The organism is Bacterioplanoides pacificum (genome assembly GCF_042648445.1).
In the GTDB taxonomy this organism is placed as follows: Bacteria; Pseudomonadota; Gammaproteobacteria; order Pseudomonadales; family Oceanobacteraceae; genus Bacterioplanoides; species Bacterioplanoides pacificum.
Genome location: NZ_JBHRYB010000005.1, coordinates 570870 through 597649, shown reverse-complemented (window position 1 = coordinate 597649; position 26780 = coordinate 570870). Strand labels below are relative to the sequence as shown.

General features: G+C 54.1%; 26 protein-coding genes. 12 read left to right on the top strand and 14 right to left on the bottom strand.

Translation table 11 applies throughout. The features are described from left to right. Window positions 1-43 precede the first annotated feature (43 nt). Window positions 44-1045, bottom strand: a complete 1002-nt coding sequence (locus ACFOMG_RS07345; protein WP_376865734.1) for a GlxA family transcriptional regulator — start codon at window positions 1043-1045, stop codon at window positions 44-46. 130 nt (window positions 1046-1175) lie between these two features. Between ACFOMG_RS07345 and ACFOMG_RS07340 the strand changes: the two genes are divergently transcribed. Beyond that, a complete protein-coding gene (locus ACFOMG_RS07340; RefSeq protein ID WP_376865733.1) occupies window positions 1176-2894 on the top strand; it encodes a beta-ketoacyl synthase in 1719 nt (572 codons plus the stop codon). A 160-nt stretch (window positions 2895-3054) separates the two neighbouring features. Here ACFOMG_RS07340 and ACFOMG_RS07335 read toward each other — a convergent pair whose 3' ends face one another. After that, window positions 3055-4101, bottom strand: coding sequence for a tRNA-queuosine alpha-mannosyltransferase domain-containing protein (locus ACFOMG_RS07335; RefSeq protein ID WP_376865732.1), 1047 nt, complete (start codon window positions 4099-4101; stop codon window positions 3055-3057). A 90-nt stretch (window positions 4102-4191) separates the two neighbouring features. On the opposite strand from ACFOMG_RS07335, the gene ACFOMG_RS07330 reads away from it, so the two are divergent. After that, the gene (locus ACFOMG_RS07330) at window positions 4192-4929 is read left to right on the top strand and encodes a hypothetical protein (RefSeq protein ID WP_376865731.1); all 738 of its coding nucleotides are present in this window, start codon (window positions 4192-4194) and stop codon (window positions 4927-4929) included. Window positions 4930-4955: 26 nt separating this feature from the next. On the opposite strand, the gene ACFOMG_RS07325 is transcribed toward ACFOMG_RS07330, so the two are convergent. Continuing rightward, entirely contained in the window at window positions 4956-5300 is a 345-nt protein-coding gene (locus ACFOMG_RS07325; RefSeq protein ID WP_376865730.1) for a hypothetical protein, read from the bottom strand. A 141-nt stretch (window positions 5301-5441) separates the two neighbouring features. On the opposite strand from ACFOMG_RS07325, the gene rimO reads away from it, so the two are divergent. Beyond that, window positions 5442-6824 (top strand): 30S ribosomal protein S12 methylthiotransferase RimO, encoded by a 1383-nt coding sequence (gene rimO / locus ACFOMG_RS07320; RefSeq protein ID WP_376865729.1) that lies wholly within the window; start codon window positions 5442-5444, stop codon window positions 6822-6824. A gap of 127 nt (window positions 6825-6951) precedes the next feature. Here the strand turns inward: rimO and ACFOMG_RS07315 are convergent, their stop codons facing one another. The 3 genes from ACFOMG_RS07315 to ACFOMG_RS07305 form a co-directional block, all read right to left on the bottom strand. Then, window positions 6952-7527 (bottom strand): DUF3833 family protein, encoded by a 576-nt coding sequence (locus ACFOMG_RS07315; protein ID WP_376865728.1) that lies wholly within the window; start codon window positions 7525-7527, stop codon window positions 6952-6954. Window positions 7528-7590: 63 nt separating this feature from the next. After that, window positions 7591-8739, bottom strand: coding sequence for a permease (locus ACFOMG_RS07310; RefSeq protein WP_376865727.1), 1149 nt, complete (start codon window positions 8737-8739; stop codon window positions 7591-7593). 9 nt (window positions 8740-8748) lie between these two features. After that, window positions 8749-9153, bottom strand: coding sequence for a MerR family transcriptional regulator (locus ACFOMG_RS07305; protein ID WP_376865726.1), 405 nt, complete (start codon window positions 9151-9153; stop codon window positions 8749-8751). A gap of 135 nt (window positions 9154-9288) precedes the next feature. Between ACFOMG_RS07305 and ACFOMG_RS07300 the strand changes: the two genes are divergently transcribed. Next, window positions 9289-10878: a diguanylate cyclase domain-containing protein gene (locus ACFOMG_RS07300; protein ID WP_376865725.1), complete on the top strand. Its 1590-nt coding sequence runs from the start codon at window positions 9289-9291 to the stop codon at window positions 10876-10878. On the opposite strand, the gene purT is transcribed toward ACFOMG_RS07300, so the two are convergent. From purT to ACFOMG_RS07280, 4 genes are read right to left on the bottom strand one after another with little or no spacing between them, the layout of a single operon-like run. Next, on the bottom strand, window positions 10835-12031 hold the full coding sequence (purT, locus tag ACFOMG_RS07295; protein WP_376865723.1) for a formate-dependent phosphoribosylglycinamide formyltransferase: 1197 nt from the start codon (window positions 12029-12031) through the stop codon (window positions 10835-10837). The two genes, ACFOMG_RS07300 and purT, sit on opposite strands and share 44 nt — an antisense overlap. Window positions 12032-12081: 50 nt before the next feature. Beyond that, on the bottom strand, window positions 12082-12300 hold the full coding sequence (locus ACFOMG_RS07290; protein WP_376865722.1) for a DUF1289 domain-containing protein: 219 nt from the start codon (window positions 12298-12300) through the stop codon (window positions 12082-12084). Between the two features lie 2 nt (window positions 12301-12302). Further along, window positions 12303-12827 carry a gamma carbonic anhydrase family protein gene (locus ACFOMG_RS07285; RefSeq protein ID WP_376865721.1) on the bottom strand — a complete coding sequence of 175 codons (525 nt, stop codon included), beginning with the start codon at window positions 12825-12827 and terminating at the stop codon, window positions 12303-12305. An 8-nt stretch (window positions 12828-12835) separates the two neighbouring features. Continuing rightward, complete coding sequence (locus ACFOMG_RS07280; RefSeq protein ID WP_376865720.1) at window positions 12836-13408, bottom strand: CoA pyrophosphatase; 573 nt, start codon at window positions 13406-13408, stop codon at window positions 12836-12838. 123 nt (window positions 13409-13531) lie between these two features. Between ACFOMG_RS07280 and ACFOMG_RS07275 the strand changes: the two genes are divergently transcribed. Next, window positions 13532-14140, top strand: a complete 609-nt coding sequence (locus tag ACFOMG_RS07275) for an NUDIX hydrolase (RefSeq protein WP_376865718.1) — start codon at window positions 13532-13534, stop codon at window positions 14138-14140. Here the strand turns inward: ACFOMG_RS07275 and ACFOMG_RS07270 are convergent. Then, window positions 14110-14421 (bottom strand): NGG1p interacting factor NIF3, encoded by a 312-nt coding sequence (locus tag ACFOMG_RS07270; RefSeq protein ID WP_376865716.1) that lies wholly within the window; start codon window positions 14419-14421, stop codon window positions 14110-14112. The genes ACFOMG_RS07275 and ACFOMG_RS07270 overlap by 31 nt on opposite strands. A 123-nt stretch (window positions 14422-14544) precedes the next feature. Between ACFOMG_RS07270 and ACFOMG_RS07265 the strand changes: the two genes are divergently transcribed. Further along, window positions 14545-16155: a methyl-accepting chemotaxis protein gene (locus ACFOMG_RS07265; protein WP_376865715.1), complete on the top strand. Its 1611-nt coding sequence runs from the start codon at window positions 14545-14547 to the stop codon at window positions 16153-16155. 3 nt (window positions 16156-16158) lie between these two features. On the opposite strand, the gene ACFOMG_RS07260 is transcribed toward ACFOMG_RS07265, so the two are convergent. Both ACFOMG_RS07260 and ACFOMG_RS07255 read right to left on the bottom strand, forming a co-directional pair. Next, window positions 16159-16410 (bottom strand): YkgJ family cysteine cluster protein, encoded by a 252-nt coding sequence (locus tag ACFOMG_RS07260; RefSeq protein ID WP_376865714.1) that lies wholly within the window; start codon window positions 16408-16410, stop codon window positions 16159-16161. Between the two features lie 14 nt (window positions 16411-16424). Further along, window positions 16425-16793, bottom strand: coding sequence for a hypothetical protein (locus ACFOMG_RS07255; protein ID WP_376865713.1), 369 nt, complete (start codon window positions 16791-16793; stop codon window positions 16425-16427). Window positions 16794-16963: 170 nt separating this feature from the next. On the opposite strand from ACFOMG_RS07255, the gene ACFOMG_RS07250 reads away from it, so the two are divergent. From ACFOMG_RS07250 to ACFOMG_RS07225, 6 genes are all read left to right on the top strand, one after another. Then, entirely contained in the window at window positions 16964-17503 is a 540-nt protein-coding gene (locus ACFOMG_RS07250) for a hypothetical protein (protein WP_376865712.1), read from the top strand. 17 nt (window positions 17504-17520) lie between these two features. Next, complete coding sequence (locus tag ACFOMG_RS07245; RefSeq protein ID WP_376865711.1) at window positions 17521-17670, top strand: cell developmental protein SirA; 150 nt, start codon at window positions 17521-17523, stop codon at window positions 17668-17670. A 2-nt stretch (window positions 17671-17672) separates the two neighbouring features. Continuing rightward, window positions 17673-18353, top strand: coding sequence for a TIGR01621 family pseudouridine synthase (locus ACFOMG_RS07240; protein ID WP_376865710.1), 681 nt, complete (start codon window positions 17673-17675; stop codon window positions 18351-18353). Between the two features lie 161 nt (window positions 18354-18514). After that, complete coding sequence (locus ACFOMG_RS07235; protein WP_376865709.1) at window positions 18515-19540, top strand: efflux RND transporter periplasmic adaptor subunit; 1026 nt, start codon at window positions 18515-18517, stop codon at window positions 19538-19540. 11 nt (window positions 19541-19551) lie between these two features. Next, window positions 19552-22761, top strand: a complete 3210-nt coding sequence (locus tag ACFOMG_RS07230; RefSeq protein ID WP_376865708.1) for an efflux RND transporter permease subunit — start codon at window positions 19552-19554, stop codon at window positions 22759-22761. Window positions 22762-22906: 145 nt separating this feature from the next. Next, the gene (locus tag ACFOMG_RS07225) at window positions 22907-24499 is read left to right on the top strand and encodes a sensor histidine kinase (RefSeq protein ID WP_376865706.1); all 1593 of its coding nucleotides are present in this window, start codon (window positions 22907-22909) and stop codon (window positions 24497-24499) included. Between the two features lie 102 nt (window positions 24500-24601). On the opposite strand, the gene ACFOMG_RS07220 is transcribed toward ACFOMG_RS07225, so the two are convergent. After that, a complete protein-coding gene (locus ACFOMG_RS07220; RefSeq protein ID WP_376865704.1) occupies window positions 24602-26662 on the bottom strand; it encodes an FAD-dependent oxidoreductase in 2061 nt (686 codons plus the stop codon). Window positions 26663-26780 lie beyond the last annotated feature (118 nt).

Sequence of the window (26780 nt, the reverse complement as noted above, 5' to 3'; positions counted from 1 at the left end):
AATAATCTCAACAGCCGGGCGTCTTTCTCGATGCTCCTGATCGTTATCGGTCCGCTACTTCAGAGGTGAAAAGTTTGGCCCGTACCTTCTGGCGAAACTGCCCCGGCGTCTGCTGTGCATACTGCTTAAACACGCGGATAAAATAGCCGCTATCACTATAACCACAGGCAGCGGCGATATCGGCCACCGATAAATTGGTGTTCTGCAACAGGTCGCGGGCATGATCACAACGCAACCGCTGCAAAAACTTCAGCGGCGTTTCGCCGCAACTTTGTTTAAAACGCCGATCCAGCTGGCGCGGACTCAGACCGGCCATATCGGCCAGCTGACTGAGGGTTACCGTTTCGCGGAAATTATGCTGCAGCCAGGTCTGCAGCAGAGCAACGTCCTCATCACCGTGCTGGTGGCGCCCGTCGGCATAAAATACCTTTTTCTCAAACGGATTCCGCACTTCCGGAGAAAACTGCTGCTCCACCTGTAAAGCACAATCGCGGCCGAACAACAGCCCCAACAAGTGCACCATCATATCGGCACCAGAATTGACACTGGCAGCACAAAAAATCCGCTCAGCCTGGGTTAACAGATGGTTGCGCTGCAGCACCACCGCCGGATAATCGCGCTCAAACTGATCCAGATAATGCCAGTGAGTCGTGGCGGGTTTACCATTCAGAATGCCCGCTTCTGCCAGCAGACAGACCCCGGTACCAACCGCAAACACACTGGCGCCCTGCTGATATTGTTGCCGCAGCCAGTCAATCGTGGGTTGGTAACGGCGCAACAGCGCTTTCGGGTTACGCCACAATGCCGGCACAATAATCAGATCACTGCGTTGCAGTTCTGCCAGTGTACGCTGAGGAAATACCGGGAACCCGCCTAACACATTCACCGGCCCGGCTTCCTGGGCTGCAATTTCTACCTTAAAACCGGCTTCCGGCCGGCGTTGCAGACGCAAACGGGCCCGTGACGCCTCCAGCATTTCCAGCGGAATCGCCGCACTCGACATCAACATCCGTTCAACAGCCAACAGGGTTACGTGCTCAATCACAACAGCCTTTCCTCACAGGGCAGAATGACGTCTTTAAAGTTACATTCTATGTCTTTTTTATCCTCATCGCTAAGGGACTGTCCTTCCTACAATAGTGGCAGTATTCAGTAAAGCGACAACGAGCAACAACATGAGTCAAGCAACACCAATGGCAGTTATCGCCGGTTTCGGCGGCATTAACGCAGCTGGCCGCAGTTCAGGCCATCATGCCTATCGGCGGGTAATTTATGACGCCCTGAGCAATCAGCAACAGCAACAGACGCTGACCTCACTGGGTCAATTGATGAACATCGACAACCCGCTGCAACAGCAACAGGCGATCCTGCAGGGTACCCTGGTGCGCGGCTGGGATAACGTCGACTGGAATCCGGATGCCATTGAGGTTCACGAACCCTTTACCGACGCCGAAGGTCATGCCTGCTTCCGGCTGACGCACAAACGCCTGTCGGTACAAAGTGCCGGCCAGGCACCAAAAGGCTTTGATCCGGGTGTTTTATACCGCTCGCGGCATCACCCCCGGGGCTTACAACTGACGGTTTACGGCGCCTCTGATGCCCTCGCATCACTGGGTGTTGACTGGGATGAACTGAAACAACACGTCAGACCGGACCAGATTGGCGTCTACGCCGGCTCCGCCATGGGCCAGCTGGATCAGGCTGGTCATGGCGGCATGATTCAGGCGGCACTGCAGGGTAAACGAACCTCCTCAAAACAATGTGCGCTGGGTCTGAGCGAAATGCCGGCCGATTTCATTAACGCCTATATTCTTGGCAATGTCGGTGCCACCGGCAGCAGTGTCGGAGCCTGTGCCACCTTCCTGTACAACCTGAAAACCGCACTCGATGAACTGCGCAGTGGCCGCCGTCGTATCGTAATTGTTGGTAACGCCGAAGCACCGCTGACACCCGAAATCGTTGAAGGTTATGCCGCAATGACCGCCCTGATCAGCGAGCAGAAGTTGCGCGACCTGGATGGCAAAGCGGCGGATGAAACCCCGGACTACCGGCGCTCAAGCCGGCCCTTTGGTCATAACGGCGGCTTTACCATTGCTGAGTCGGCGCAGTTTTTTGTGCTCACCGACGATGCCCTGGCGCTGCAGCTGGGCCTTAATGTACATGGCAGTATCGGTGATGTCTTCGTTAACGCGGATGGCTATAAAAAATCGATTTCCAACCCGGGCATCGGTAATTACCTGACCATGGGTAAAGCCGTGGCCGAAGCGAAGCGCTGGCTGGGTGAAGACGCGATACAGGGTGGCAGTTTTATTCAGGCTCATGGCAGCAGCACACCACAGAACCGGGTTACCGAATCCCATATCTATGATGAACTGGCTCGGGCATTTAACATCCGGGACTGGAAAATCACTGCTGTTAAAGCGCATCTCGGCCATCCGTTAGCTGCCGCCTCAGCCGACCAGCTGGTGATGACTCTGGGCAGCTGGGCCGGTGGCATTATCCCGGGCATTACCACCACCGAAGCCGTTGCCGACGATGTACACCAGCAACGACTGAACTTTTTATTGCAACATACACACATCGACAGCCAGGCTATGCCGCTTTGCTTTATCAACTCCAAAGGATTTGGCGGCAATAATGCGTCTGCATTTGTGTTATCGCCCGACAAAACCCGGGAGCTGCTGCAAAAACGCATCAGCCAGCAAGACTGGCACAGCTACCTCGACCGTAATCAGCAGGTACAGCAGCTGGCAGACGATAACGACCATAAAATCAGCGCGGGTAAATTGCCACCGCGGTACCGCTTTGGTGAACAGGTTCTCGAACCTGAGGACCTGACGATCAGCGCAGAGGCTATTCATATCAAAGGCTGGCAGCAGCCGGTTCCGCTGTGATTGCGCAGGCCGGCCAGTGTTTCAGAAATAGCGGCCCAGCCCAATAAAATATTGCTGCACCAGACTGCCCTTGGTCAGAGGGCTATCTGCTACCTCCCGGCCGTAGTGAAAATGGCGAAAACCGTCATCAAATTCCAAGACTAATGGATAACGGTATAACTTATACGACAAACAAGGTGTGCCAACGCGCTGCCGTGGACTCCGCCAGCCAGGCCTGCACATCAACCGAACTCAACTGTCCTGTAAACGCGGCCTGCACAATATCCGCTGCCCGCTCGGCATCCGCCACCGGGAAGCGGTGTTCGGGTGGGTATTGCTCGCGGTAACACAGATCATCGGGAACCACAGGAATAGCACCGGCGCTGCAGGCCTCAAGCATCGACAATCCCTGAAATTCATGTTTGGCCGTACTGATCACCACCTCTGCCCGCTGCAACCAATACACATAGTCCGCGCGGCTAACCCGGCCATTAACCACGATGTGTTCTGCGAACTGGCATTCAATTTGTTGTAACGCAGGCGGAATCTGTTTTGCCCGTGGCCCCAGCAACGCCAGTTTAAAATCCAGCTGTCGTTGTTGCAGAGATTGCAGAACCGCAAGGAAAACCTCCGGGCATTTATCGTATTCCCAGCGATGATTCCAGACGATCAGCCCAGGCATTTTATCGCCTCCGGAGCCGATGGCTGTTAACGGTACCGGTAACCAGCCGCACTTCTGCTGCAGCCGGGCCCGGAGGTTGGTGGGTTTATGATCGGGCAGTTTTTTCAACAGCTGCCCGACACCATCCAGAAACGACGTCTGATTAAATTCCGAGTTAAACCACAAACGATCAGCCGCCAGCGCACCATAAAGCTGCACCATCTGAGGGTCGAGCGAGCTGTGCTGCCCGGCTCCCAGCGGATAAGCAAACTGATTTTCGTGGAAGTAGTAGTCCAGCGGTACGCCCGCCAGCTGAGGGAACAGCCCCCGTATGGTAGAGATATCGACCATTGAGGTGGCCAGAATCCGGTCCGGTTGCCAGCCGTTTAACAGCTCAGGTAACGCCTCCAGCCAGGACAACGGATTACCACGGATACGCCAGCGAAAATATCGTCCGGGTAATTCCAGCACCCGCCAGTCGACATCCAGATATTGCTGTAACCAGTCGGCCCAGCTGGCGTGGCTGTCGGAGCGATAGGCAGATAACAATAAAACCTTTGTTTTCATAAAGAACTTAGCTAGCCTGACAAAGTTGTAAACAGGAAGCGGTGCTGAGAGAGCAACGCAAAAATGATTAAAATAACAAACGATATGGATATGACTAAAATTTTTCTCCCTTTATTAACCTGCCTTCCGTTGCTGATCAGCGGTTGCAGCGGCTCCAGTAATTCCAGCAAAAGTAACCTGCCGGCCGGCAGCATCTGCCCGCAACAAAGCGTCGATGTTGTTGATGGCATTCTGGTGACGTTATTGTCGTTTGATGACAACAGCGACAACTGCCTGTCGCCGGCGGAACAGCGCAACATGGATGACTTTGTGGCAGACAAAAAACGCTACATCATCAGCCGCGATGCTGAGCAACGAAACGATGCACCGTCGATACTGCAACGCCTCTACGTGCAGGGCAATGCTGAGGTATCCGCTGGCAAAGTTCAGATTCATCCGCAAGGTAGTGACAATAATGCCTTTGGTATTGTGTTTGAACTGGACGTAGCCGCTGAGCAGTCTGCGCAACTGCACCTGATGTTTTCCGATCAGCCAGCCAGCGCCAAGACCGGCATGGCGTCTGAATCCTTAACTTTCAGCGACTTTCCGGCGGGTAACAATGTTGTCGCCATCAGCTGCAAATTACAGGACAACCTGAGTTTCGAGTGTTGGCCAACGTATTATCTGACCAACGGCGAGCTGCGCACGATTGATCTGATTGCCAAGCACAGTAAAGACGGTGAGAACTTTGCCAACACCAATCCACAACCCGGATATATCAGTGTCACCCTGTGTCAGTCCGACAGCTGCTTTGATAACTACGCCGACGTACCCGCGTCCTTTAACTAGGCGCAGCAAACAGATGCTAAACGCAGCTATTTGCGACCTTTGCCAGCCCGGAACAGAGAATATTCCGGGCTCATCTGCACCAGACAGTTAAAGACGCCGGTGTTCATGGTCTCATTGGCATTACAGTCCGAAGCCAGTCGGTAGGCCTGCCGGTACAGCGGCGAGTCCGGTAGCTCAGCCACAGATTTCAGCGACCCGGGCGGCTCACGAAAACGATACGCCGCCCGGCAAAATGCCAGTGATATTTGCTCCAGCAGCTCATCAACAACCTTCGGCTCCAGCCCGTGCTGCAATAAAAACCGTTTGATTGCCTCAGCATCCACCTGCTGCGGCTGCCATTGCTGCAATAACAGTAACGCCTGCTGTGCCATCACTACACTCCTGTTGTCTGCCCTGCTCATGACGAGGTCAGGGAAAATCTGTACAATCGCCGCCAAATTTTGCCGTAAGACCACTGCGGCCGCTATTCGTTCCGGAACACCGGACCCGTTGCCAGTTTGAGAGGAAACACCATGACCGACAAGCCCGTTTCAGAAGGCATCAGCCTGACGGCAGAGGACACCCAGATCAGCAGTAATGGCCGCGTCGGCATGGTATCGCTGGGCTGCCCGAAGAACTCGGTCGACAGCGAGAAAATCCTGACCCAACTGCAGCTGAATGGTTACGAAATCAGCAATAACTACAGCGATGCCGACGTCGTGGTAGTCAACACCTGCGGTTTTATCGATGCCGCCAAGCAGGAATCCCTCGATGCCATCCGTGAAGCCATGACCGAAAACGGCAAGGTGATTGTCACCGGCTGTATGGGCAAAGGTGCCGATGCCGAACTGATCAAAGAAGAAAATCCCGGGGTGTTAGCCATTACCGGTGCACATGCCTATGAAGAAGTCATGGATGCCGTACACGAATGGGTGCCACCCACTCAGGCGCACAACCCGTTTATCGACCTGGTGCCGGAAGAAGGTGTAAAACTGACACCACGCCACTACTCCTACCTGAAAATTTCCGAAGGCTGCAACCACAGCTGTACCTTCTGCATCATCCCGGATATGCGTGGCAAGCTGGTCAGCCGCCCGGTCGGTGATGTGCTCGACGAAGCCAAACGTCTGGTCGCCGCCGGCACCAAAGAACTGCTGGTCATTTCCCAGGACACCTCAGCTTACGGTGTTGATGTTAAATACCGCACTGGCTTCTGGGATGGCATGCCGGTAAAAACCAAGTTGTACGATTTGTGCGAACAAATGAGCAAACTGGGCGTCTGGGTGCGGCTGCATTATGTCTACCCGTATCCCAGTGTCGACGACATTATGCCGTTAATGGCAGCAGGTAAAATCCTGCCCTACCTGGATATCCCCTTTCAGCACGCCAGCCCGCGCATTCTGAAACTGATGAAACGCCCGGCGCACGCTGAAAACACCCTGGAACGCATTAAGAAATGGCGTCAGCAGGTACCTAATCTGGTATTACGCTCCACGTTTGTGGTCGGCTTCCCGGGCGAAACGGAAGAGGACTTCCAGCTGTTACTCGATTGGCTGGATGAAGCCGAACTCGACCGCGTTGGCTGCTTTAAATACAGCCCGGTAGAAGGCGCTAAAGCCAATGAATTGCCCGATCACGTGCCCGAGGAAATTCAGCAACAGCGCTGGGAGCGCTTTATGGCCAAAGCCCAGCAGATCAGTACCCGCAAGCTGGCACAACGGATAGGCCAGACGATGACAGTATTGATCGACGAGGTGGACGAAGACGGAGCCATTGGCCGGACTTACGCCGATGCACCAAACATCGACGGCATGGTCTATCTCAACGACTTCCATGACTGCCAGCCCGGTGACCTGCTGGAGGTCGTGATTGAACATTCCGACGAGTACGATTTATGGGGTTCACCCCTGTCCTGAGCAGAACCCCGGTGTTCGCTAAGCCAGCCCATCAAGCCGTCTGTATGACGGCTTTTTATGCTCAGCCAAACAACCTCAGATCGGCTATTACACCCGCTATCATGGCCCTAAAAGATAACGCTATACGTCAGAAACACTGAACGGCGTCGTCTACCTGGCGCATCACCAACAGCACCTGACCCACTTCAAGCCCGAACTTTTTCATCACTGTTTCATTGACGACCACACCGTCTGCCACCTGGTACATACGATCAATCATCCTCAGCGTTAATGTGTCAGGTCGCCCCTGATCATCAACACCGGTCTGATAATCCAGCGTGTAATCCATATGAATCGCATTACCGGAGAAGGCCATCCGGGTTGCTTCAGGCACGTCGCTGGCGGTCGCCTCATAGGCCACCAGCTCATCCTGTTCGACAATCGGTTTCAGCGTCCAGTCACGGTATTCCGTGCCATCGTTAAAGCGGAACTCTTCTTGTAACCTACCGGTGCCCGAGGCATCCCAGCTGGCGATAATTTCAGCATTAAAGTGACGAATCTGTTTACCGGAATAATCCCTGACCACACCATCAGCGCACAATTTACCGTTAAAAAAGTCCGCCGGACGCAGTGCTTTCCCCTGCCCGGCATTGCTGCTGACATCCACCGCGGAACACGCCGCCAGCAGAGGGAAAGAAAAACAGAAAAGATAACGGTATAACATAAAAACCTCCGACAATAGCTATACAACTACTATACAGAGGTTTTATATCGCCCGGAGTTCCCGTCAGCCGTAAATATTCATCAGCCAGCCAATCAGCAACACCTGCGGCACAGTCACCAGAGGCAGGAACAAAGCGATCTTCCAGCTGCGGGTGGTATCCCGCAACGCCATGATTTCGGTGTAATCGGTTGACGCCCCGGCCATCAGGAAGGTGAATGCATTACCCGGTGCAGCCGCACGGTTAAACAGGTCCGCGGCTATCGGACTGGAGCCTTCAGAACACACTTCAATCAGAGTGGTGGCCAGCAAAGTCAGCAGAAGCCCGGTGATACTGGCACCAAACCAGACGCCAAAGCTGTCTGCCGGCACAAAAGCCCGGATCAGGGCCACTAGCACCACACCAAACACCACCCAGCGCAATACCATTTTCGATTCCTTCAACCCCTGCCAGAACATGTGTGCCAACGCCTTCGGTCGCCAATCGTGTTGTGCCCAGGTAGATTTCATCACCGGCCAGAACGCCACCGCCTGAAAATCCTGCTGATGAGGGTTGCGTGGCAGCGTGCCCCGCTCCACTAAACGGTCAAAGATCCAGCCACTGAGCCAGGCAATCAATAACGACGCGGCGATGAACAGCAAGGTCCAGGGCAAGCCGATCAGCCCCACCAGAATCAGCGTCAGGGTCAGCGAGTTCCACGGGCTGGCAATCAGAAATGCCATGACCTGGCCAATACTGGCGCCACGCTCGTACAGTTTCATCGCCACCATCAGAATGCCATGGTTACACAGATCCAGCATCAGACCGGCGAGCGTCGCACGAAACAGACCACGCTTCGAACCTCCGCGTCCGAGCACCGACATTATCAACTCACGCGGAATACGCCCCAGCAGCCCGACAAAGAATGCCGCGGATAAGATTCCCCACCACATCGCATTCACCATTTCAAAAGCCGTATGCGACATAACCTGCCACCAGCTCAGGGCGGCGCCGGCTGAATGATCATGAGCGCCGGCACTGATCAGATACAACACGTAACCGGCAATCACGGCCGGAGTGCACAACCACAAGATCCAGTCGGTCTGCTGCTTGTTATCGCCACCACAGCAGTCATCCGCCGGACTATCCGCTGCCGGGCCACAACAACTGCCATTTGCTGATGGCGTAATGGCATCCGTAGGTGGATGGTTGGTTTCATGATTACAACAACTCATAACTCTGCCTTATTCTTCGTGATGCCCTTCAATCAGGTGACAAATATGATCACCACAGGGCTGACAATCCGGTAATGCCTGCCAGCTTTGTACCGCATCTTCCATCCGGGTAACCAGTTGCTGCATCGCCTGTAAGCGCTGGCGGGCATCCGCCAGTCGTGGCTCAATTAACTGCCGCACCGTCGGACACGGTATCTGTCCCTGCCCTGATTGCACCAGTATCTGGCGAATATCATCCAGCGTGAAGCCCAGGTCACGGGCGCTGCGGATAAATCGCAGGCGCTTCTGATCTTCACCAGAGAAAACATGGTAGCCATTCTCCGCTTTGGCCGGGGTCAGCAATCCTATGCGCACATAATGACGCACGGTGTCGGCTTTTATCCCCTGCTGCTTTGCCAGCTGCTGAACCTTCATCGCATTATCCTGCTTACCCGAGATGCAAAACTATAAACCTGTGAGCAAGTCACAGGTCAATAACCGGATGACAAAAACAGGCTGTTCCCTGAGAAGCACCTATACTGCGGTTACAGGCTTTATTCAGGTTTCCGTATGCTCACAATCCGCAAAATAGCACTGTTGCTTTCGGGGTTATATTTGCTGCTGTTTATAGGTATTGTTGCTACCCGTTATTTCTGGTTTTACCCCAAGGAGCTGGACAACATCAGTCACCTGCAACAACAGGAGATTGCCAGTATCGCCGGATTGTTAACTCAGGAGCTGAATCAGCAGCTGGGGATCACCATCGATTACGCCGAATGGGATGACACCTATGCGTATGTTCAGCAACCGTCCGGTTATTACCACAGCACGAACCTGATTGCTGAAACATACGCCAATCTGGGCCTGACCGATGGTCTGATCCTCAATCGCGCCGGAGCCGTGCTCGCCTCTCAGCGCCTGCGCAGTGATGGTGAAACCCTGGATAACGGCCGCACGCCACTGTCAGAATGGGCACTGCAGCTCTATCAACAAGGCAAACTGAAGCAGATCAGTGGTACCGCCGGGTTGTACGAACTGGAGGGCGAGCTGTACATCATATCAATAGCCGATATCACCAATTCCGATGGCACCAAAGCCAGCAATGGCTATTTTTTCTTTGCCCATCAACTCACCGACTTTTTCTGGCAGAACATTCGCGACATTATCCGCGTTGATTTCGCCATTTCACGTTTTATTACCCCGGGTTGTGCTGATATCACCACTTCCGTCAGGGAGCACCAGCCCACCATCACCCGCTGCCTGTATGACCTGTTCGGCAACCCGGTGCTGGCCGTATCGACCAGCCTGCCCGCAGAACGTATCCCGACCCTGATGCCATCTGAGATCTATCTGACTTATCTGGTGGTCGCGGTCATTCCGGCGCTGTTGTATCTGGTATTTTTAAAACTGGTGACCGAACCACTGATGCAGGCCACCCGCCATATGCGCAATTCCGTCATCATTTCACCGCTGCCGGAACTCAACACTATGGGAGTGCGGATTAAGGAACTGCATGAACTGCGGCAAAACTTTAATCGTCTGATCGAACGGGTGCGCACTCAGCAATTCGAGCTGACCAAGCTGTCCATGACTGACAAACTGACCGGCATTGGTAACCGCCGCGCATTTGAAGAAAAGCTGCAACAAACCTGGCGGCGCTCAATGCGTCATCAGGACAACGTGGCGCTGATTCTGATTGATATCGATTATTTTAAACGCTTTAACGACTGTTATGGCCATCAGGCCGGTGACCTGGCACTGCAACAGGTCGCCAAGGCGCTGGCTGAGTGTGTCCAGCGTCAGGATGAAGACACCTTCCGCTACGGCGGCGAAGAATTTATTATGATTTGTTACGTTCAGGACGCGGTTGAGCTGGAAAATCTGCGCGAGCGGATTCAGCGAAGCATCAGCAATCTGAAAATCCCGCACCAGAAATCCAGTGTTGCCAGTCACCTGACCGTCAGTTATGGCATCGCCTGGTTACTGAATACCGGTAACTGGCAACAATCGTTATCCCAGGAACACTGGATTAAGGTCGCCGATGCCGCCCTGTATGAGGCCAAAGCCTCCGGACGTAACACCGGCATGTTACAGATCGTCAGTGAAGACGTGAGCTTTACAGGGACACCCGTATTGGAGAAATCACAGCCAGAGCCTTAGCTTTAGCCTGCTCAACATCATCCGCACGCGCCAGTGCCACCCCCAGGCGACGCTGGCCACTGACTTGTGGCTTACCGAATAAGCGTAACTGAGTATCTACCGCCGCCAGTGCCCGATCCAGGCCAGAGAACTGCATATTGGCGGATTCTCCGGCCACCAGCAGTACCGCAGAGGCCGACGGCCCGTGTTGCTGAATATTCGGAATCGGCAATCCCAGAATCGCCCGGGCATGCAAGGCAAATTCCGACAAATCCTGAGAAATCAGAGTCACCAGTCCGGTGTCATGAGGCCGTGGCGAGACTTCCGAAAAGATGACGTCTTCCCCCTTCACAAACAGTTCAACACCAAATAACCCCAAACCTCCCAGTTCAGCGGTCACGGTCGCAGCAATCTGCTGGGCTTTCTCCAGCGCCGCCGGAGTCATCGCCTGGGGCTGCCAGGATTCCTGATAATCACCGTTTTCCTGGCGATGACCAATCGGCTGACAGAAGCTGGTCTGCGTTGCCCCATCAGCGTCTTTATGGCGAATGGTCAGCAAGGTGATTTCAAAATCAAAATCAACAAACCCTTCAACGATCACCTTGCCTTTACCGGCACGGCCACCTTCCTGGGCATAGTCCCAGGCAGCCTGCAGTTCATCGGCGTGACGCACAAAGCTCTGACCTTTTCCGGAGGAACTCATAATCGGCTTTACCAGACACGGCAAACCGATACGTTCCACTGCGGCAAAAAAACCGCTTTCGTCTTCGGCAAACTCGTAACTGGAGGTCGGCACCTGCAGTTGCTCAGCAGCCAGACGGCGAATGCCCTCACGGTTCATGGTTAACTGAGTTGCCCGGGCGGTGGGTACGATATTAACCCCCTGCTGTTCCAGCTCAGCCAGAGTGTCGGTGGCAATCGCTTCGATTTCAGGCACCACCAGCATAGGTTGTTCCTGTTCAATCACCTGACGCAACGCCTCGCCATCCAGCATATTAATCACATGACTGCGATCCGCGACCTGCATAGCCGGGGCATTGGCATACCGGTCTACGGCAATCACTTCACATCCCAGGCGCTGCAGTTCAATCACCACCTCTTTGCCCAGCTCGCCGGAACCGCACAATAACACCCGGGTGGCGCTGGCAGAAAAAGGAGTCCCAATTGTTGTCATGGTAAACACTCGTAATCAGTTAAAAAGGGATGGCCATGCGGCCACGAAGATCAGTTTTTGGCAGGAATAAAGTTCAGAGAAGCCCGTTCCCGCTCTCCCACCACCTGCAATACCGCGCGTTTTTCTGCGTCACTGTAACGGCTCCATTGCGTGATTTCTTCGGCACTGCGGTAACAACCCATACAAATATCGTTATCATCCAGCGCGCAGATGTAGACACAGGGGCTGCTGACCGGAGCCGCGCTTTGGTTGTCGGACTTGTCAGGCATAACTACAACTCAACCGGGGTTAATGTTTCCGCAAAGCGGCGGGCATTGTGCACATAATGAGCCGCACTGGCCTGCAGCATTTGCTTCTGCTGCTCGTTCAGCTGGCGTTTGATGGTCGCCGGCGAACCCACCACCAGCGAGCCATCCGGAATCTCCATGCCTTCGGGCACCAGGGCATTAGCGCCAATGATGCAATGTTTGCCAATGCGTGCGCCGTTGAGCACCACGGCATTGATACCGATCAGGGAATAATCACCCACCTGGCAGCCATGTAACATGGCCTTATGGCCAACCGTAACACCGGTTCCCAACGTCAGTGGGTAACCCGCATCGGTGTGTAACACCGAACCATCCTGTACATTGCTTTGCCGGCCAATACAGATACGTTCGTTATCGCCACGCAGCACGGCATTAAACCAGACGCTGGCCTGTTGCTGCAGCTCGACATTGCCAATAACCGTGGCATTGGCAGCCACAAAGACCTGCTCCCCTCTGACCGGCGTTTTATCGCCCAGCTGAAAAAACATACCTTGTCCTAAACCTTAAACGGGATATCGGTATCCCAGAAATTATTCATCAGTTCGGTGATCATCATCGCCGTCAGTCCCCAGATATGAAATTCACCATAATCAAAACTGGGAATCCGCACCTGCCCACGCTCAAAATAGCGGCTCGGCGGTTGCTGAAACACACTCAGAGGAACACGGAATACCGCATCCAGTTCATCCGGATTGGCATTAAGCTCGACCTCTGGCGGCACCATCGCAAGCACCGGGGTCACCAGATAACCAAAGCGCGACACTACCTGATCCAGCGTATCGATCACCCGTACCTGCTGGCGCGGCAGGGCGACCTCTTCTTCAGCCTCACGCAACGCCGTAATAACAATGCTATCGTCTTCCGGATCACGTTTACCGCCCGGAAATGCTACCTCGCCCTGATGAGTCGACAAATGGGCCGCCCGCCGGGTAAGAATCAGATGGGGATTGATTTCATCAGTAATTGCCACCAGAACCCCGGCTTCTGCCAGGTCGGGCTGACGGATAATACGTGGCTGATGACGGCTGCTGCGTTGCTGCAGTCTGGAATATAACTCGGAGCTGTTCATGCAGGCATTTTATGACGAACTCGGTGACGGAGCCAGAGCCAGTTGCGCCGCTGCAGCTATCGCCTCCAGCCAGCCAGCGCCGTATACTCATCACAACAGAGATAACATCTACGGCCACCACCGATGAAATATTGCAGTCACTGTGGCGCTGAAGTCAGCCACCGGATTCCGCCAGGCGACAACCGCGAGCGGTTTGTCTGCGATCGTTGCGACACCATTTTTTATCAGAACCCGAATCTGGTCGCCGGCACGCTGGCGGTTTATCAGCAGCAGATTTTATTATGCCGCCGGGCAATCGAACCCCGGCTCGGCTACTGGACCCTGCCTGCCGGTTTTATGGAAAATGGTGAAAGCACCAGCGCTGCGGCCTGCCGCGAAACACGTGAAGAAGCCAATGCCGAGGTCACGGTGCAACAGTTACTCAGCCTGATCAGCGTCCCCCACATCGATCAGGTTCACCTGTTTTACCTGGCCCGACTGGAGCAACCGCAGTTTTCATCCGGCGAGGAAAGTCTCGAGGTTGCGTTGTTCAGTGAGGCTGACATTCCCTGGCAGGAGATCGCTTTCCCGACCGTCAGCCGGACGTTAAAACACTATTTCCGCCATCAGCACACAACCCCCCAGCTGCCCTGCCTGACAGACACCATTGAGTTAACTGACAGCCTGAAGCGACTCGAACAACAGGAAAACATTAAACAACATCAGAAATCGGCCAGTCGCCAGACATCGTAAGCCGGTTCTTCATAAGGGTGGGCCTGCTTCAGCGCGGCCACCGCCTCAACAATCAGCTCATCACGACACACCAGCTCAACCCGCAACTCAGGCACCGTTTCCAGCTGGCCGTGACGGCCAAGATACGGCTGTGCCCCGGCCAGCGGACGAAACTGGCCGCTACCCGGAGTTTGCCAGCAACATTCAGCGTAATCCCCGATTTGCCCGGCGCCAGTGGCAAACACCGCCTGTTTTACCGGCTCCGCATGATCCTGAGGAACAAAAAAAATCAGTTTATACATCAAGTCCTCCGCTAACCGGCCGTCATTAATAGTTATAACAGCTGGCTTTGAAACCGATTCGCATTATGTCAGCGATCTACTAGTCTTTTAAAAACCTGCATTTTTGTAGTTTAAGGGCAATTCATGACCGACAACAGCTTGTCAATTCAGAAAAAAGTGTACTTCGCACTGGGAAGTATCTTCCTGCTGGTGATGGTTGTGGTAATCAGCATTGCCGTCTCGTCGGAACGCACCCTTGGTAAAAACATGGTTCATGCCCAACTGCAGGATAAGGCGGCGGGTTATCTGGATATGATGAATATGCTGATGATTTCCGGTGCCACGGCCAACCGCGAGTTATTACGCGAAAAAATCATGTCAGATGCCAGCATCACCGAAGCCCGTATGTTACGCAGCCCGAAAATCGACGCTCTGTACGGCAAAGGACTGGCCCACGAATACCCGAAAGACGAACTGGACCGTCGCGCTCTGAACGGCGAGCAGGCATTTTTTGAACGTAACGATGCCAACGGTCATACCGTCACTTATGTCCGCCCGGTGATTGCCGAAGAAAACTACCGCGGCACCAACTGCCTGGCCTGTCACCAGGCGCAACAGGGCGACATTCTTGGCGCCATCCGTATTACCTACAACCTCGACCAGCTCGACGCCGACATCCAGACCAATATGCTGAAGATGGGCGCCGCCCAGGTCGCCATGTTTATCGCCGCGTTGTTCTTATTGTCTTTCCTGTTGCGCAAATTTGTCCTCAAACCGATCCGCGGCATGCACAAAACCCTGACCGTCATGGAACAACACTCCGACCTCAGCCATCGGGTGTCCGTGCACAGCCGGGATGAAATCGGCCAGGCCGCCACAGCCCTGAACGCCATGACTCAACGTTTCTCCGACTCGCTGTTACAGGTTGTCCAGTCGGCCGAAAAACTGGAAGCCGCAGCCCAGCACATCGATGCCAGTTCACGGCGTTCCAAAGACGCTGCTGACCAGCAGAATCAGGAAACCAGCCAGATACAATCCTCCATCACCACCCTGCACGACAGCATCCGGCAAGTGATGAATAACGCCGAACTCAGCAGTGATGCCTCGGAAGAAGCCAAAGCTGTGGCCCGCGATGGCGTTGAAAAAACGGATCAGGCGTCAGTGACCATCGAACAGATGAACCGGGCCATGCAATCCACCGCTGAAGTGATTACCTCTCTGGATGAGCGCACCGCCAATGTCGGTGGTGTTCTGGAAGTGATCAAGGGCATCGCCGAACAAACCAATCTGCTGGCTCTGAACGCCGCCATTGAAGCCGCCCGCGCCGGTGAAAGTGGTCGCGGCTTTGCCGTGGTTGCCGACGAAGTACGTACACTGTCACAGCGTACCCACGACTCCGCCCAGGAAATTGAAAGCATGATCGAGCAACTGCAACAGGAAGCCAAAAAAGCAGTCAGTTCAATGGATCAGGCGCAGTCCACCGCCGATGAAGGAGTCGAGCGGGTCAAACAAGCTGCCCAGGCACTGCACCGCATGACAGCACACGTAGAACGTATGACCGAACTGAACAGTGAAACCCTGCAACGCATGCAGGAACAGATGCGCATCGGTGATAACGTAACCCGCGGCATCGACAGCATTGGGCAACATTCCAACAACACCGTAGAAAGCGCCGATGAGACCACCCGGGTAGCAGGTAATCTGGTGTCACTGGCCAATCACCTCGGCACACTGGTGAAGCAGTTCAAGCTGTAAACATCAGACAGTCAGGTTTTCCAGCTCGATCAGCGTGGCCATTGCCTGCTGATCAGTTTCACCACAAATCGTGGCCTCAGCCTTGAAGCCACTGCATACCGCAGGCCGTGATGACTGGCCAAACAGCCGGCACAGGTTTTCGTCATCCAGCTGAACACAACGGACACCCGCAGGTTTGCCATCCGGCATGCCGGGGATCGGGCTGGAAATAGATGGTGCAATACAACAGGCACCACAACCTAAACGACACTGCACAACAACTCCCGGGGTTAATAGCGGTATTTAAAACGGTCGCTTTTCGGACTGCGGTCCAGCTTCCACATCATCAGATTATAACGTACGGCATAGCTGCGCAGCCGGCCCAGCTCATCCGCCTGCTGTTCAATATTGGCAAAGGTTTTCCAGCGCCGGTTCAGCGGCCGGATCTCATATTGTTGCCGTACAACATCCTGCTGCGCAGGCTTCAGACCGGGAATTTCCAGCTCCTCAGCCAGCTGAATACCGACAAAAGCGATCTGCCCCTGCTGATAGTGCAAACGGGCATCATCCGCCGGAGCTCCCTGATACGCCGGCGCCGCCTGCGCATAAGCGCCCAGCATCAGCATTGTTGCAATCAAAAAACGTTGAATTGCCTGCACAGAACTACTCCTGAAATTGTGGCGTATGGCGCCAGCTGAAGGGGTCTGTTAACACGATTCTGCAATCTAAACCGGGCTAACAGGCCCTAAGAATAACCCGGCGGCGCAGTTGTAACCACCGCCCAGCTGAGATAGCCTTGCGGCAGAAAATACACCCAAGGAATTCCCCCATGTCAGGCCTTCGCCTCTGGCTGACCGGATTATTAATCAGCAGCGCCTGCGCTCACGCCGAACCGACCAATTTCCGCGTTGGCGTTGGTTTATTACAAACTGACACCAGCCCGGCAGCGGGCTACTTCCCGGACAATCATGATCAGGGCTACACCCTGTTCGCTGAAATGCCCCAATCCGAGCACACTGCCAGCCGCTTTCTGATCTATCGGCTGGACGATAACGGCAAACAACTCAGTGGTTACGAAACCCAGCTGATGTGGGGCTGGGGGTTAGCTGGCCCGGGGTTGCGGCTGTATACCGGTCCGGCCTGGCATTACGAAAAACTGAAACTGCAACGTCCCGGGGCCAATCACCAGGTGTTTAACGGCTGGGGCTGGCAGTTGGGGATTGGCGTACAATACCAGGCAATTACGCTGGATCTGGCCGCTACCGTGCGTGACAATCAGGATTATCATCACGAAAATAAACGCGCCGGACTCGACGACTCGCGCCCGGACACCTATATCAGCAATCTGCTGATCAGCTATCGTTTCTGACAACTTAAGAAGTAATTATGACCACCCCTGTAGCCGTCCGTTATATGTCCCGCGCCGAAATCGAACGCCTGATGTACAGCCTGAGCGCTGATCAGGATAACGACCAGGCGCAACTGTTTGAAGCCCTGGTGCGCCGCCTGCTGGAAATCATGGAACAACAAAACTGAGCATGACAACATCAGCCAGCCAGCACTCCCCCATCATTCGCCAAACCGACAACTGGCTGGCCATCAACAAAGCCCCGGGGATTAATATTCACTGTCAGGATGGCGAACCCGGCGTGGTTGCTCAGCTGAGTGAGCAACTGGATTGTCCGCTGTGGCCGGTACACCGGCTCGACAAAGTGACCTCCGGCATTCTGCTGCTGGCCAAAAATGCTGAAACGGCTGCGTTTCTGTCACAGCAGTTTGCCGAGAAACAGGTAAAAAAACTGTATCTGGCCCGCAGCCATGGCAAACCCAAAAAGAAACAGGGCTGGGTCAAAGGCGATATGAGCAAAAGCCGCAATGGCAGCTGGAAACTCTTGCGCAGCCACAATAACCCGGCCATTACCCGCTTCAGCAGCCAGTATGACGAACAACATCAGTGGCGACTGTTTTTTCTCGCCCCCTATACCGGAAAAACCCACCAGCTGCGGGTGGCACTGAAAAGTCTGGCCACCCCTATCGACGGCGACCAGCGTTATGGTGGTGTCGCCGCCGAACGTACTTACCTGCATGCCTGCGCGCTGCAATTCAACTGCCCGCAACAACAGCGCCTGACTCTCTGGCAGGCTCCAACCAGCGGAACCTGGGGCACCCTGGAACAAGCCCGTCTGGAACAGCTATTCGACGAGTTACACGGCCACTGAGCGTCTAAACTGATACCATCCCAATAAACTGACGTCATCCCGGTGACGAACCGCTCGGTGAAATAATTTTCTCCGGAGTGGTTGATTTCAATTTATTAGTATATTCTAATTTAGTAATATTGGTTTCACCCCTATTCAGGCTACCTGCAAGGAATTTGACGATGAGCACCCAGCGTTCCATTCGCCACTTAACCGGGTTTTCCCTCGTTGCTTTTGCAGCCTTTCCGGCGCTGGCAACCCCTCTTACACAAACCGTGCAACCGACTCAAATAGCCGTGCAGTTTGAACTGGACGCCACGCTGGAAGCCGTGAATCAGAGTACGATTTCGGCCCAGACCCACGGCGCCGTCACCGCACTGCATTTTGATGTTAATGATGTGGTCGAAAAAGGCGCGTTATTAATCGAAATCGACAACACACAACAAACCGCCGGCCTGACTCAGGCCCAGGCCAGCCTGGCGCAGGCTGTCGCCCAGAATGAGGACGCCCAGGTGGTACTGAAACGTAATCAGCGGCTGTTTAAACAGGGCACTTTGTCGCAAGGTGAGCTGGACAGCACCCGGGCACGGGCAAAAAGTGCCGCTGCCGCCGTCACCGCCGCCCGGGCTGCGGTTAAGCAGGCACGTGAGCAACTGGCCTACACCCGCATTCGGGCGCCCTACTCAGGTATCGTTAAGGCCCGTCATATCGAACTGGGCGAATCGGTAGCTCCGGGAACGCCGTTAATGACAGGCTTATCTCTGACCCGGCTGCGGGCCGTCAGCGACGTGCCACAGCGCCTCGCCAGCCAGTATCAGCAGCCCGGGCAAATTCAGATCCGGGTAAATGGTGAAACCCTGGAGGCCGGCAACGTCACCCTGTTTCCCTACGCCGACCCAGCCCATCACAGTGTCCGCCTGCGTGCCCGCCTGCCGGATAATCAGGCCGGCGTTATGCCCGGCATGTGGGCCAAGGTGCTGTTTACCAGCGGCGAACGACAAGCCCTGCTGGTACCGGACAGTGCCGTGGTGCAACGCTCTGAAATGACCGCCGTCTACACCCAGCGCAATGGCAACCCGGTGTTACGCCAGATCCGTACCGGCAAGCGCTACCAGGACAAAACGGAAGTGTTATCCGGCCTCAGCGCCGGTGATGTGATCTATCTCGACGGTTACGCCCAGATGGCCCGGCCGGCAACGGCAGAATAAGGAGCAAGGTAATGACTACAAACGCCAAGCTGGGCATCTCCGGCCGCACTGCCCGGGCTTTTCAGAATTCAGCAATCACCCCGTTACTGGCGCTGGTGGGCCTGCTGCTGGGCTTTTTTGCCATCATGATCACCCCCAAAGAAGAAGAACCACAAATTGATGTGACCTTTGCGAACGTCTTTATAGGCTTCCCCGGCGCCAGCCCGAAAGAAGTGGAACAACTGGTCGCGATTCCGGCCGAACAGGTGTTGTCGGAAATCAAAGGCGTAGACGATATTTTTTCTATTTCGCAGCCTGGCCAGGCGGTGTTAACCATTGCTTTTGAGGTCGGCATTCCACGCGAGCAGGCCATTGTTAACCTCTACAATCAGGTATACAGCCATAACGACTGGTTCCCGGCCAATCTCGGCGTGATGCAACCGATTATTAAACCGATGGGCATTGATGATGTACCTATCATGAGTATCACTCTGTCGTCCTCCGACCCGACCGTCAGTGGTGAACAGCTGACACAGGTCGCTCATGCGCTGGAAAGCGAATTAAAACGGGTACCCGGCACCCGCGATATCTACACCATTGGAGAACAGTCCTCCGTCATCAAAATCGAACTTGATCCGGTACGTATGAATGGCCACGGTCTGGCCTTCGATGCGGTACGCAATGCACTGCTGAGCGCCAATGCCGGTGGCTATCAGCAACCTCTGGTTCAGGACAACCAGGTTATTCAGATTCAGGCGGGCAGCTTCTTAAGCAATGTGCAGGATGTCAGCCGCCTGATCGTCGGCAAACATCAGGGAGGACTGGTGTATCTCGGCGATATTGCCGACATCCGGTTACAGGCCGATATTGCCGAACATCAGGTCAAACATCTGGCCCTGAAGAGCGATGGTAGCAGTCGCAGCGCCGTCACTCTGGCGATTGCCAAACAGCCCGGCATGAATGCCATCGACATCACCCAGGAAGTAGAACGGCGGTTACTGGCGCTGAAAAACCAGCTGATTCCGGACAATATTCAGGCCGATATCACCCGCGATTACGGCACCACCGCCAAAGCCAAATCCGACAAACTGATCTCCAAGCTGTTGTTTGCCACCGCCGCCGTCGTGATTCTGGTACTCGCCACCATGAGCTGGCGCGAAGCTGTAATTGTTGGTGGTGCAATTTTTATCACCCTGGCGATTACCCTGTTTGCCTCCTGGGTCTGGGGTTTTACCCTCAACCGGGTGTCATTATTTGCGCTGATTTTTTCCATCGGCATCCTGGTCGATGACGCCATTGTGGTGGTCGAGAACATTCACCGCCACCTGCACATGGGTGGCAAAAAGCTGCTGCAGGTTATTCCCGAAGCCGTCGATGAAGTCGGTGGTCCCACCATTCTGGCAACCTTTACCGTGATTGCTGCGCTGATGCCGATGGCGTTTGTCTCCGGCCTGATGGGACCGTATATGAGTCCGATCCCGATCAACGCCTCCACCGGGATGTTAATTTCTCTGATTGTCGCCTTTGTGGTGACCCCTTGGCTGTCGTACAAGCTGTTAAAAAACCACCTCCCGGATGCCAGCCAGGCCCACGATGAAGAAGACCCGCAACACGACAAGTTGTACCACTTTTTTAATCGCCTGATGCGGCCATTTATCGAGGGCGCTCAGGCCGGCAAAAAACGGCTGATGTTATTTGCCGGAGTCCTGTTGCTGATTGCCCTGGCAGTGTCACTGCCGGTATTTCAGGCGGTAGTGATGAAAATGTTGCCGTTCGATAACAAATCAGAATTCCAGATTGTGGTCGACATGCCGGAAGGCACCACGGTCGAACAAACGCTGCGGGTACTGGAAGAGCTGGCACAGGAACTGACACACATTCCGGAGATCAAGGATCTGCAACTGTACGCCGGCACCGCCGCACCGATAAACTTCAACGGTTTGGTGCGCCAGTATTATCTGCGCCGCCTGCCGCATCAGGGCGACATTCAGGTCAACCTGGTGGACAAACATCTGCGCGAACGCCAGAGCCACGACATTGCGTTGTCGGTACGCCAGCCTTTGCAACAGATTGGTCAGCGCTTTAATGCCAACGTCAAAGTGATTGAAGTACCGCCAGGGCCACCGGTCATGGCACCGATCGTCGCCGAAGTGTATGGCGTTAATTATCAGCAACAGATCGACGCCGCCAAACAACTGCGTGAGCTGTTTGAAAACACCGCCGACATTGTCGACGTTGACGACTGGGTCGAGGACGCACAGGAAAAATGGCTGGTGGATATCGATCGTCAGCGCGCCGCCCATCTGGGCATTGCTCAGGCGACCATCGTCCAGGCCATCAACACCGCTTTAGGGGGTGAAGACGTTAGCTACCTGCACAGCGAACACACCAAGTATCCACTACCAATACGGCTTGAACTCAGTGAAGGCAACAAGGTAGACCTGAACCAGTTACTGACCATGAAAGTGCGTTCCGCCAACGGTCAGTTAGTGGCAATTGCCGATCTTGTCCGGCTGCGGAAAACCGTCAGCGATAAAAATATTTACCGCAAAAACCTGCAACCAGTGGTGTTTGTGACCGCCGATATGGCCGGTGAACTAGACAGCCCGCTGTACGGCCTGTTTGCCATCGCCTTCGCCATGGAAGACGCGGGCATGAGTTGGAACCAGCATTACATCGAAGCCCCGGCACTGCCGGATCAGGTGGAAATGAAATGGGACGGTGAATGGCAGATCACTTACGAGACCTTCCGCGATATGGGGATCGCTTACGGCGTCGGTATGATCCTGATTTATCTGCTGGTGGTCGGCCAGTTCCGCTCTTACCTGGTACCGCTGATTATCATGGCACCGATTCCGCTCACAGTGATTGGCGTGATGCCGGGGCACGCGTTGTTCGGTGCCCAGTTCACCGCCACCTCCATGATTGGCATGATCGCGCTGGCCGGCATTATCGTCCGCAACTCCATCCTGCTGGTGGACTTTATCAATCAGCAACTGGACGAAGGCATACGCTTTGAGGACGCCGTGGTAACAGCCGCAGCCGTGCGGGCCCGGCCGATTATCCTGACGGCCGTTGCCGCCATGATTGGTGCCTTCTTTATTATTGATGACCCGATCTTTAATGGCCTGGCGATTTCGCTGATCTTCGGCATTCTGATCTCCACCCTGCTGACATTGGTGGTGATTCCGTTGCTGTATTTTGCTGCGATGCGCCATAAACTGGGGCAACAACCGTCTTAATTAACAATCGACGCAGAACCACCAGACGCCCGGTGGTTCTGCGTCGGAACCATTCCCCGGCCCTGCAATAAGGCCAACCCTCGCCGCAGGGCACAAAATTCAGCTAAACTTTCAGCTTGTTATCATCCGCCATCCGAGGCACTCAATGCCAGAGCTACCGCTGCCACCTTCCGCCGTTCTCGCCGACGACCTGCGACAAGGCAAACAACAGTCGCTGGTGTGGCGTATCATTCTGTATTTTGCCATCGCCTCCATCGCCCTGTCGTTACTGATCAGTAGCTTGCTGGTGGTCTGGAATTACCAGCAACAAACCGACGCCGTTCGTAAACGTATTGAGTCCATCCGCGCCGGCTATACCGAATCTCTCGGTTCCAGTTTATGGTTTTACGACGAAGTTCAGATTCGTACTCAGGTCAAAGGCATTATGAATCTGGAAGCCATCAGTTATGTGCGGGTGACGGACAATCTTAATCTCAATATCGAAGATGGCAGTCGCCCGCACCATAACGACATCGAAGTCATCAACATCGGTTTTAATAATAAACCGCTGGGAAAACTCGAAGTCGCTTTTGATCGCGATGCGTTATTTGCCCAGGCCTCGCGCGCCGCTATTTCCAGCATGATTGCTCAGCTGGTCAGCATGTTGTTATTGGCGTCGTTACTGACACTGGTGGTGCACCGGCTGATTAATTCACGCATCCGCCATATGGCGCTGGAAGTTAACTACCGCATCAAAAACGACAGCTATGAACCGCTGTCAATCCGGGAGACCAGTGCCCACGACGAAATTGATATTTTGCTGCACGCCTTTAATTCACTCAGCGAAAAAATGAACGAAGAGCTGAAACAAAAAACCCTGGCGCAACAACAATTAAAAACCATCAATACCGAACTCGAAGACCGGGTTCAGGAACGCACTCAGAATCTGCAGGACACGGTTGATGAACTGAACCAGACGCTGCAGGAATTACACGCCACTCAGGGCAAACTGATTGAAGCTGAAAAACTGTCGTCACTGGGTGGCATGGTGGCAGGTATTTCCCATGAAATTAATACCCCGCTGGGATTATGCATCACCATCCATTCCTATATCGAGGACCATTACCAGCAATTAAAAACGGCATTTAATGAAGGCCGGATGAAAAAACAGGATTTCGATGACTTTATCAGCCTGATGGATGAAAGCCTGGGCATCCTGGATAAAAACCTGCAGCGGGCCGCCCACCTGATTAAAAGTTTTAAACAGGTTTCCGAGGACCAGACCGGGGAACATATCCGTGATTTTTCGCTGAAAGAGTACCTTGAGGAAATTCTCGAAACCTTGTCACCGAAATTCAAAAAGACCCGCCATAAAGTAGAAATCGACTGCTCTGCGCAATTACGCATGAGCACCTACCCGGGTGCCATTTCCCAGATTGTTACCAACCTGATCATGAACTCGTTATTACACGGTTTCGAGAACAAAGACGAAGGCACGATTCGCATTATTGTGGCGGAAGAAAAAGGCCATGCCGTGATTCAGTATTCTGATGATGGCTGTGGTTTATCCGACGAAGCCAAACACCGGATTTTTGAACCCTTTTACACCACTAAACGCGGTCAGGGCGGCACAGGTCTGGGAATGCACCTGGTGTACAACATTGTTCATCAGCGGCTGGGCGGAGAAATCAACCTGGACAACGACCAGCAACCCGGCACTGCCTTCCGGATTCATATTCCGAAAAAGCTGGAACAATAAATAAGAGACATAAAAAAGGCCGGCAGCCTTCGCTGCCGGCCTTTTTAATTCCGTGTTACATTCCGCACCTGACGGCAGGAACAGAACAGCAACACGGTGCCGTTACAGGCTGGCGGCCAGTTCGCTGGCCAGCTTAATGGCCCGCTTAGCGTCCAGTTCACCAGCGAATTCAGCGCCCCCCACCAGGTGCAGGTTAAAGCCTTTGCTGTCGTCCTGTTCCAGCTGCTGATGCAGTTTATTAACCGAAACCTGACCGGCACACAACACTACGTGATCAACGTCCAGTACACGGCTTTCTGTCGATTGCTGGCCTTCTTTGCCACTGGTGATGGTAACGTGCAAACCGTCATCATCAACTTTGTCATAGCTGACACCACCAATGGTTTCCACACCTTTCATGGCAACCACGGCACGGTGAACCCAGCCGGAAGTTTTGTTCAGGCCTTTACCAAAACGTGAGGTTTTACGTTGCAGCATATACACCTTACGTGGCGACGCCTCTACCTGTGCATCAACCAGACCGCCACGCACTTCGTTCTGACCATCGACGCCCCACTCTTTCATCCAGGCGTCTTTATCCAGCGTCAGTGACGGACCCTCATGGGTCAGGTATTCACACATATCGTAGCCAATACCACCGGCACCCATCACCGCCACTTTATTGCCCAACTGCAGATTCTGATCCAGCACCTGCTGATACGTCACCACCTTAGGATGATCAACTCCCGGCATGTTTGGCACCCGTGGCTCAACACCCGAGGCAATCACAACCTCATCAAAGCCTTCGGCTTTCAGTTGCTCGGCATCCACCCAGGTATTCAGGCGCAGATCGATGTTATGAACTTCGATCATTTTGTGGAAATAACGAATGGTTTCGTGGAACTCTTCTTTGCCCGGAATACGGGCCGCGTAGTTGAACTGTCCACCAATCTGATCGCGGGCTTCGAACAACGTCACCTTGTGGCCACGCTGTGCCGCCACGTTGGCACACGCCAGCCCCGCCGGACCCGCACCCACAACCGCCACTTTTTTCGCCTGCGACACCGGGGTGTACAGCAGCTTGGTTTCATGGCCGGCACGTGGGTTTACCAGACAGCTGGCGCGTTTGTTTTCGAAGGTGTGATCCAGACATGCCTGGTTACAGGCGATACAGGTATTGATTTCGTCTGCTTTACCGGCTTCGGCTTTATTGGCCCAATCGGGGTCCGCCAACAACGGACGCGCCATCGAGATCATATCGGCCTTGCCACTGGCAATAATGTCTTCCGCGGTGTCCGGCATATTAATCCGGTTAGATGCCACAACCGGCACGTTCACCGCCGCTTTCACTTTGGCAGTGACATCAACAAAGGCCGCACGTGGCACCGAGGTCACAATGGTAGGAACCCGGGCTTCGTGCCAGCCGATACCTGTGTTAATAATCGTCACACCGGCTTTTTCCAGTTCCTGGGCCAGCTGCAACACTTCGTTCATCTCTGAACCGTCTTCCACCAGATCCAGCATCGACAAACGGAACATCAGGATGAACTTTTCGCCCACTGCTTCACGAATACGGCGCACCACTTCCAGTGGGAAACGCATGCGGTTCTCATAAGAACCACCCCATTCGTCAGTCCGCTTATTAACGCGCTTATTCAGCATCTGACAGATGAAATAGCCCTCAGAGCCCATGATTTCGACGCCGTCATAGTCGGCTTTTTTCGCCAGTTTTGCACAGCGCACATAATCATCGATGGTTTTTTCGATCTGCTTGGCGCTCAGCTCTTTTGGCTTGAACGGCGTGATCGGCGACTTAATCGCCGTTGGCGCAACGTTAAACGGCGTATAGCCGTAACGGCCGGCGTGCAGAATCTGCAACAGGATTTTACTGTCAGCTGCCGCTTCATGAACCGCAGAGGTCACTTTTTTATGGAACGGCACCTGCCAGCCGGAAATCAACTTAGAGCCAAACGGCAATAAGTCACCACGACGGTTGGGCGAGAAACCACCGGTTACCATCAGGCCGGTACCACCCCGGGCACGCTCTGCGAAATATTCCGCCATTTCATCAAAGTGCCATGGGCGGTCTTCCAGACCCACGTGCATCGACCCCATCATCACGCGGTTTTTCAGCTTGGTGAAACCCAGATCCAGAGGTTCAAAAATATGCGGATATTGACTCATCGCTAAACAGTCTCCAAAGAGCACAGGCTCAAAATTCTTCGTTATTGGTTATGCGGCCAGTGTAACCGGAAATATCATGGGGTAAATGATCTTAGCTGGCAGATCAGTGATTATTTAT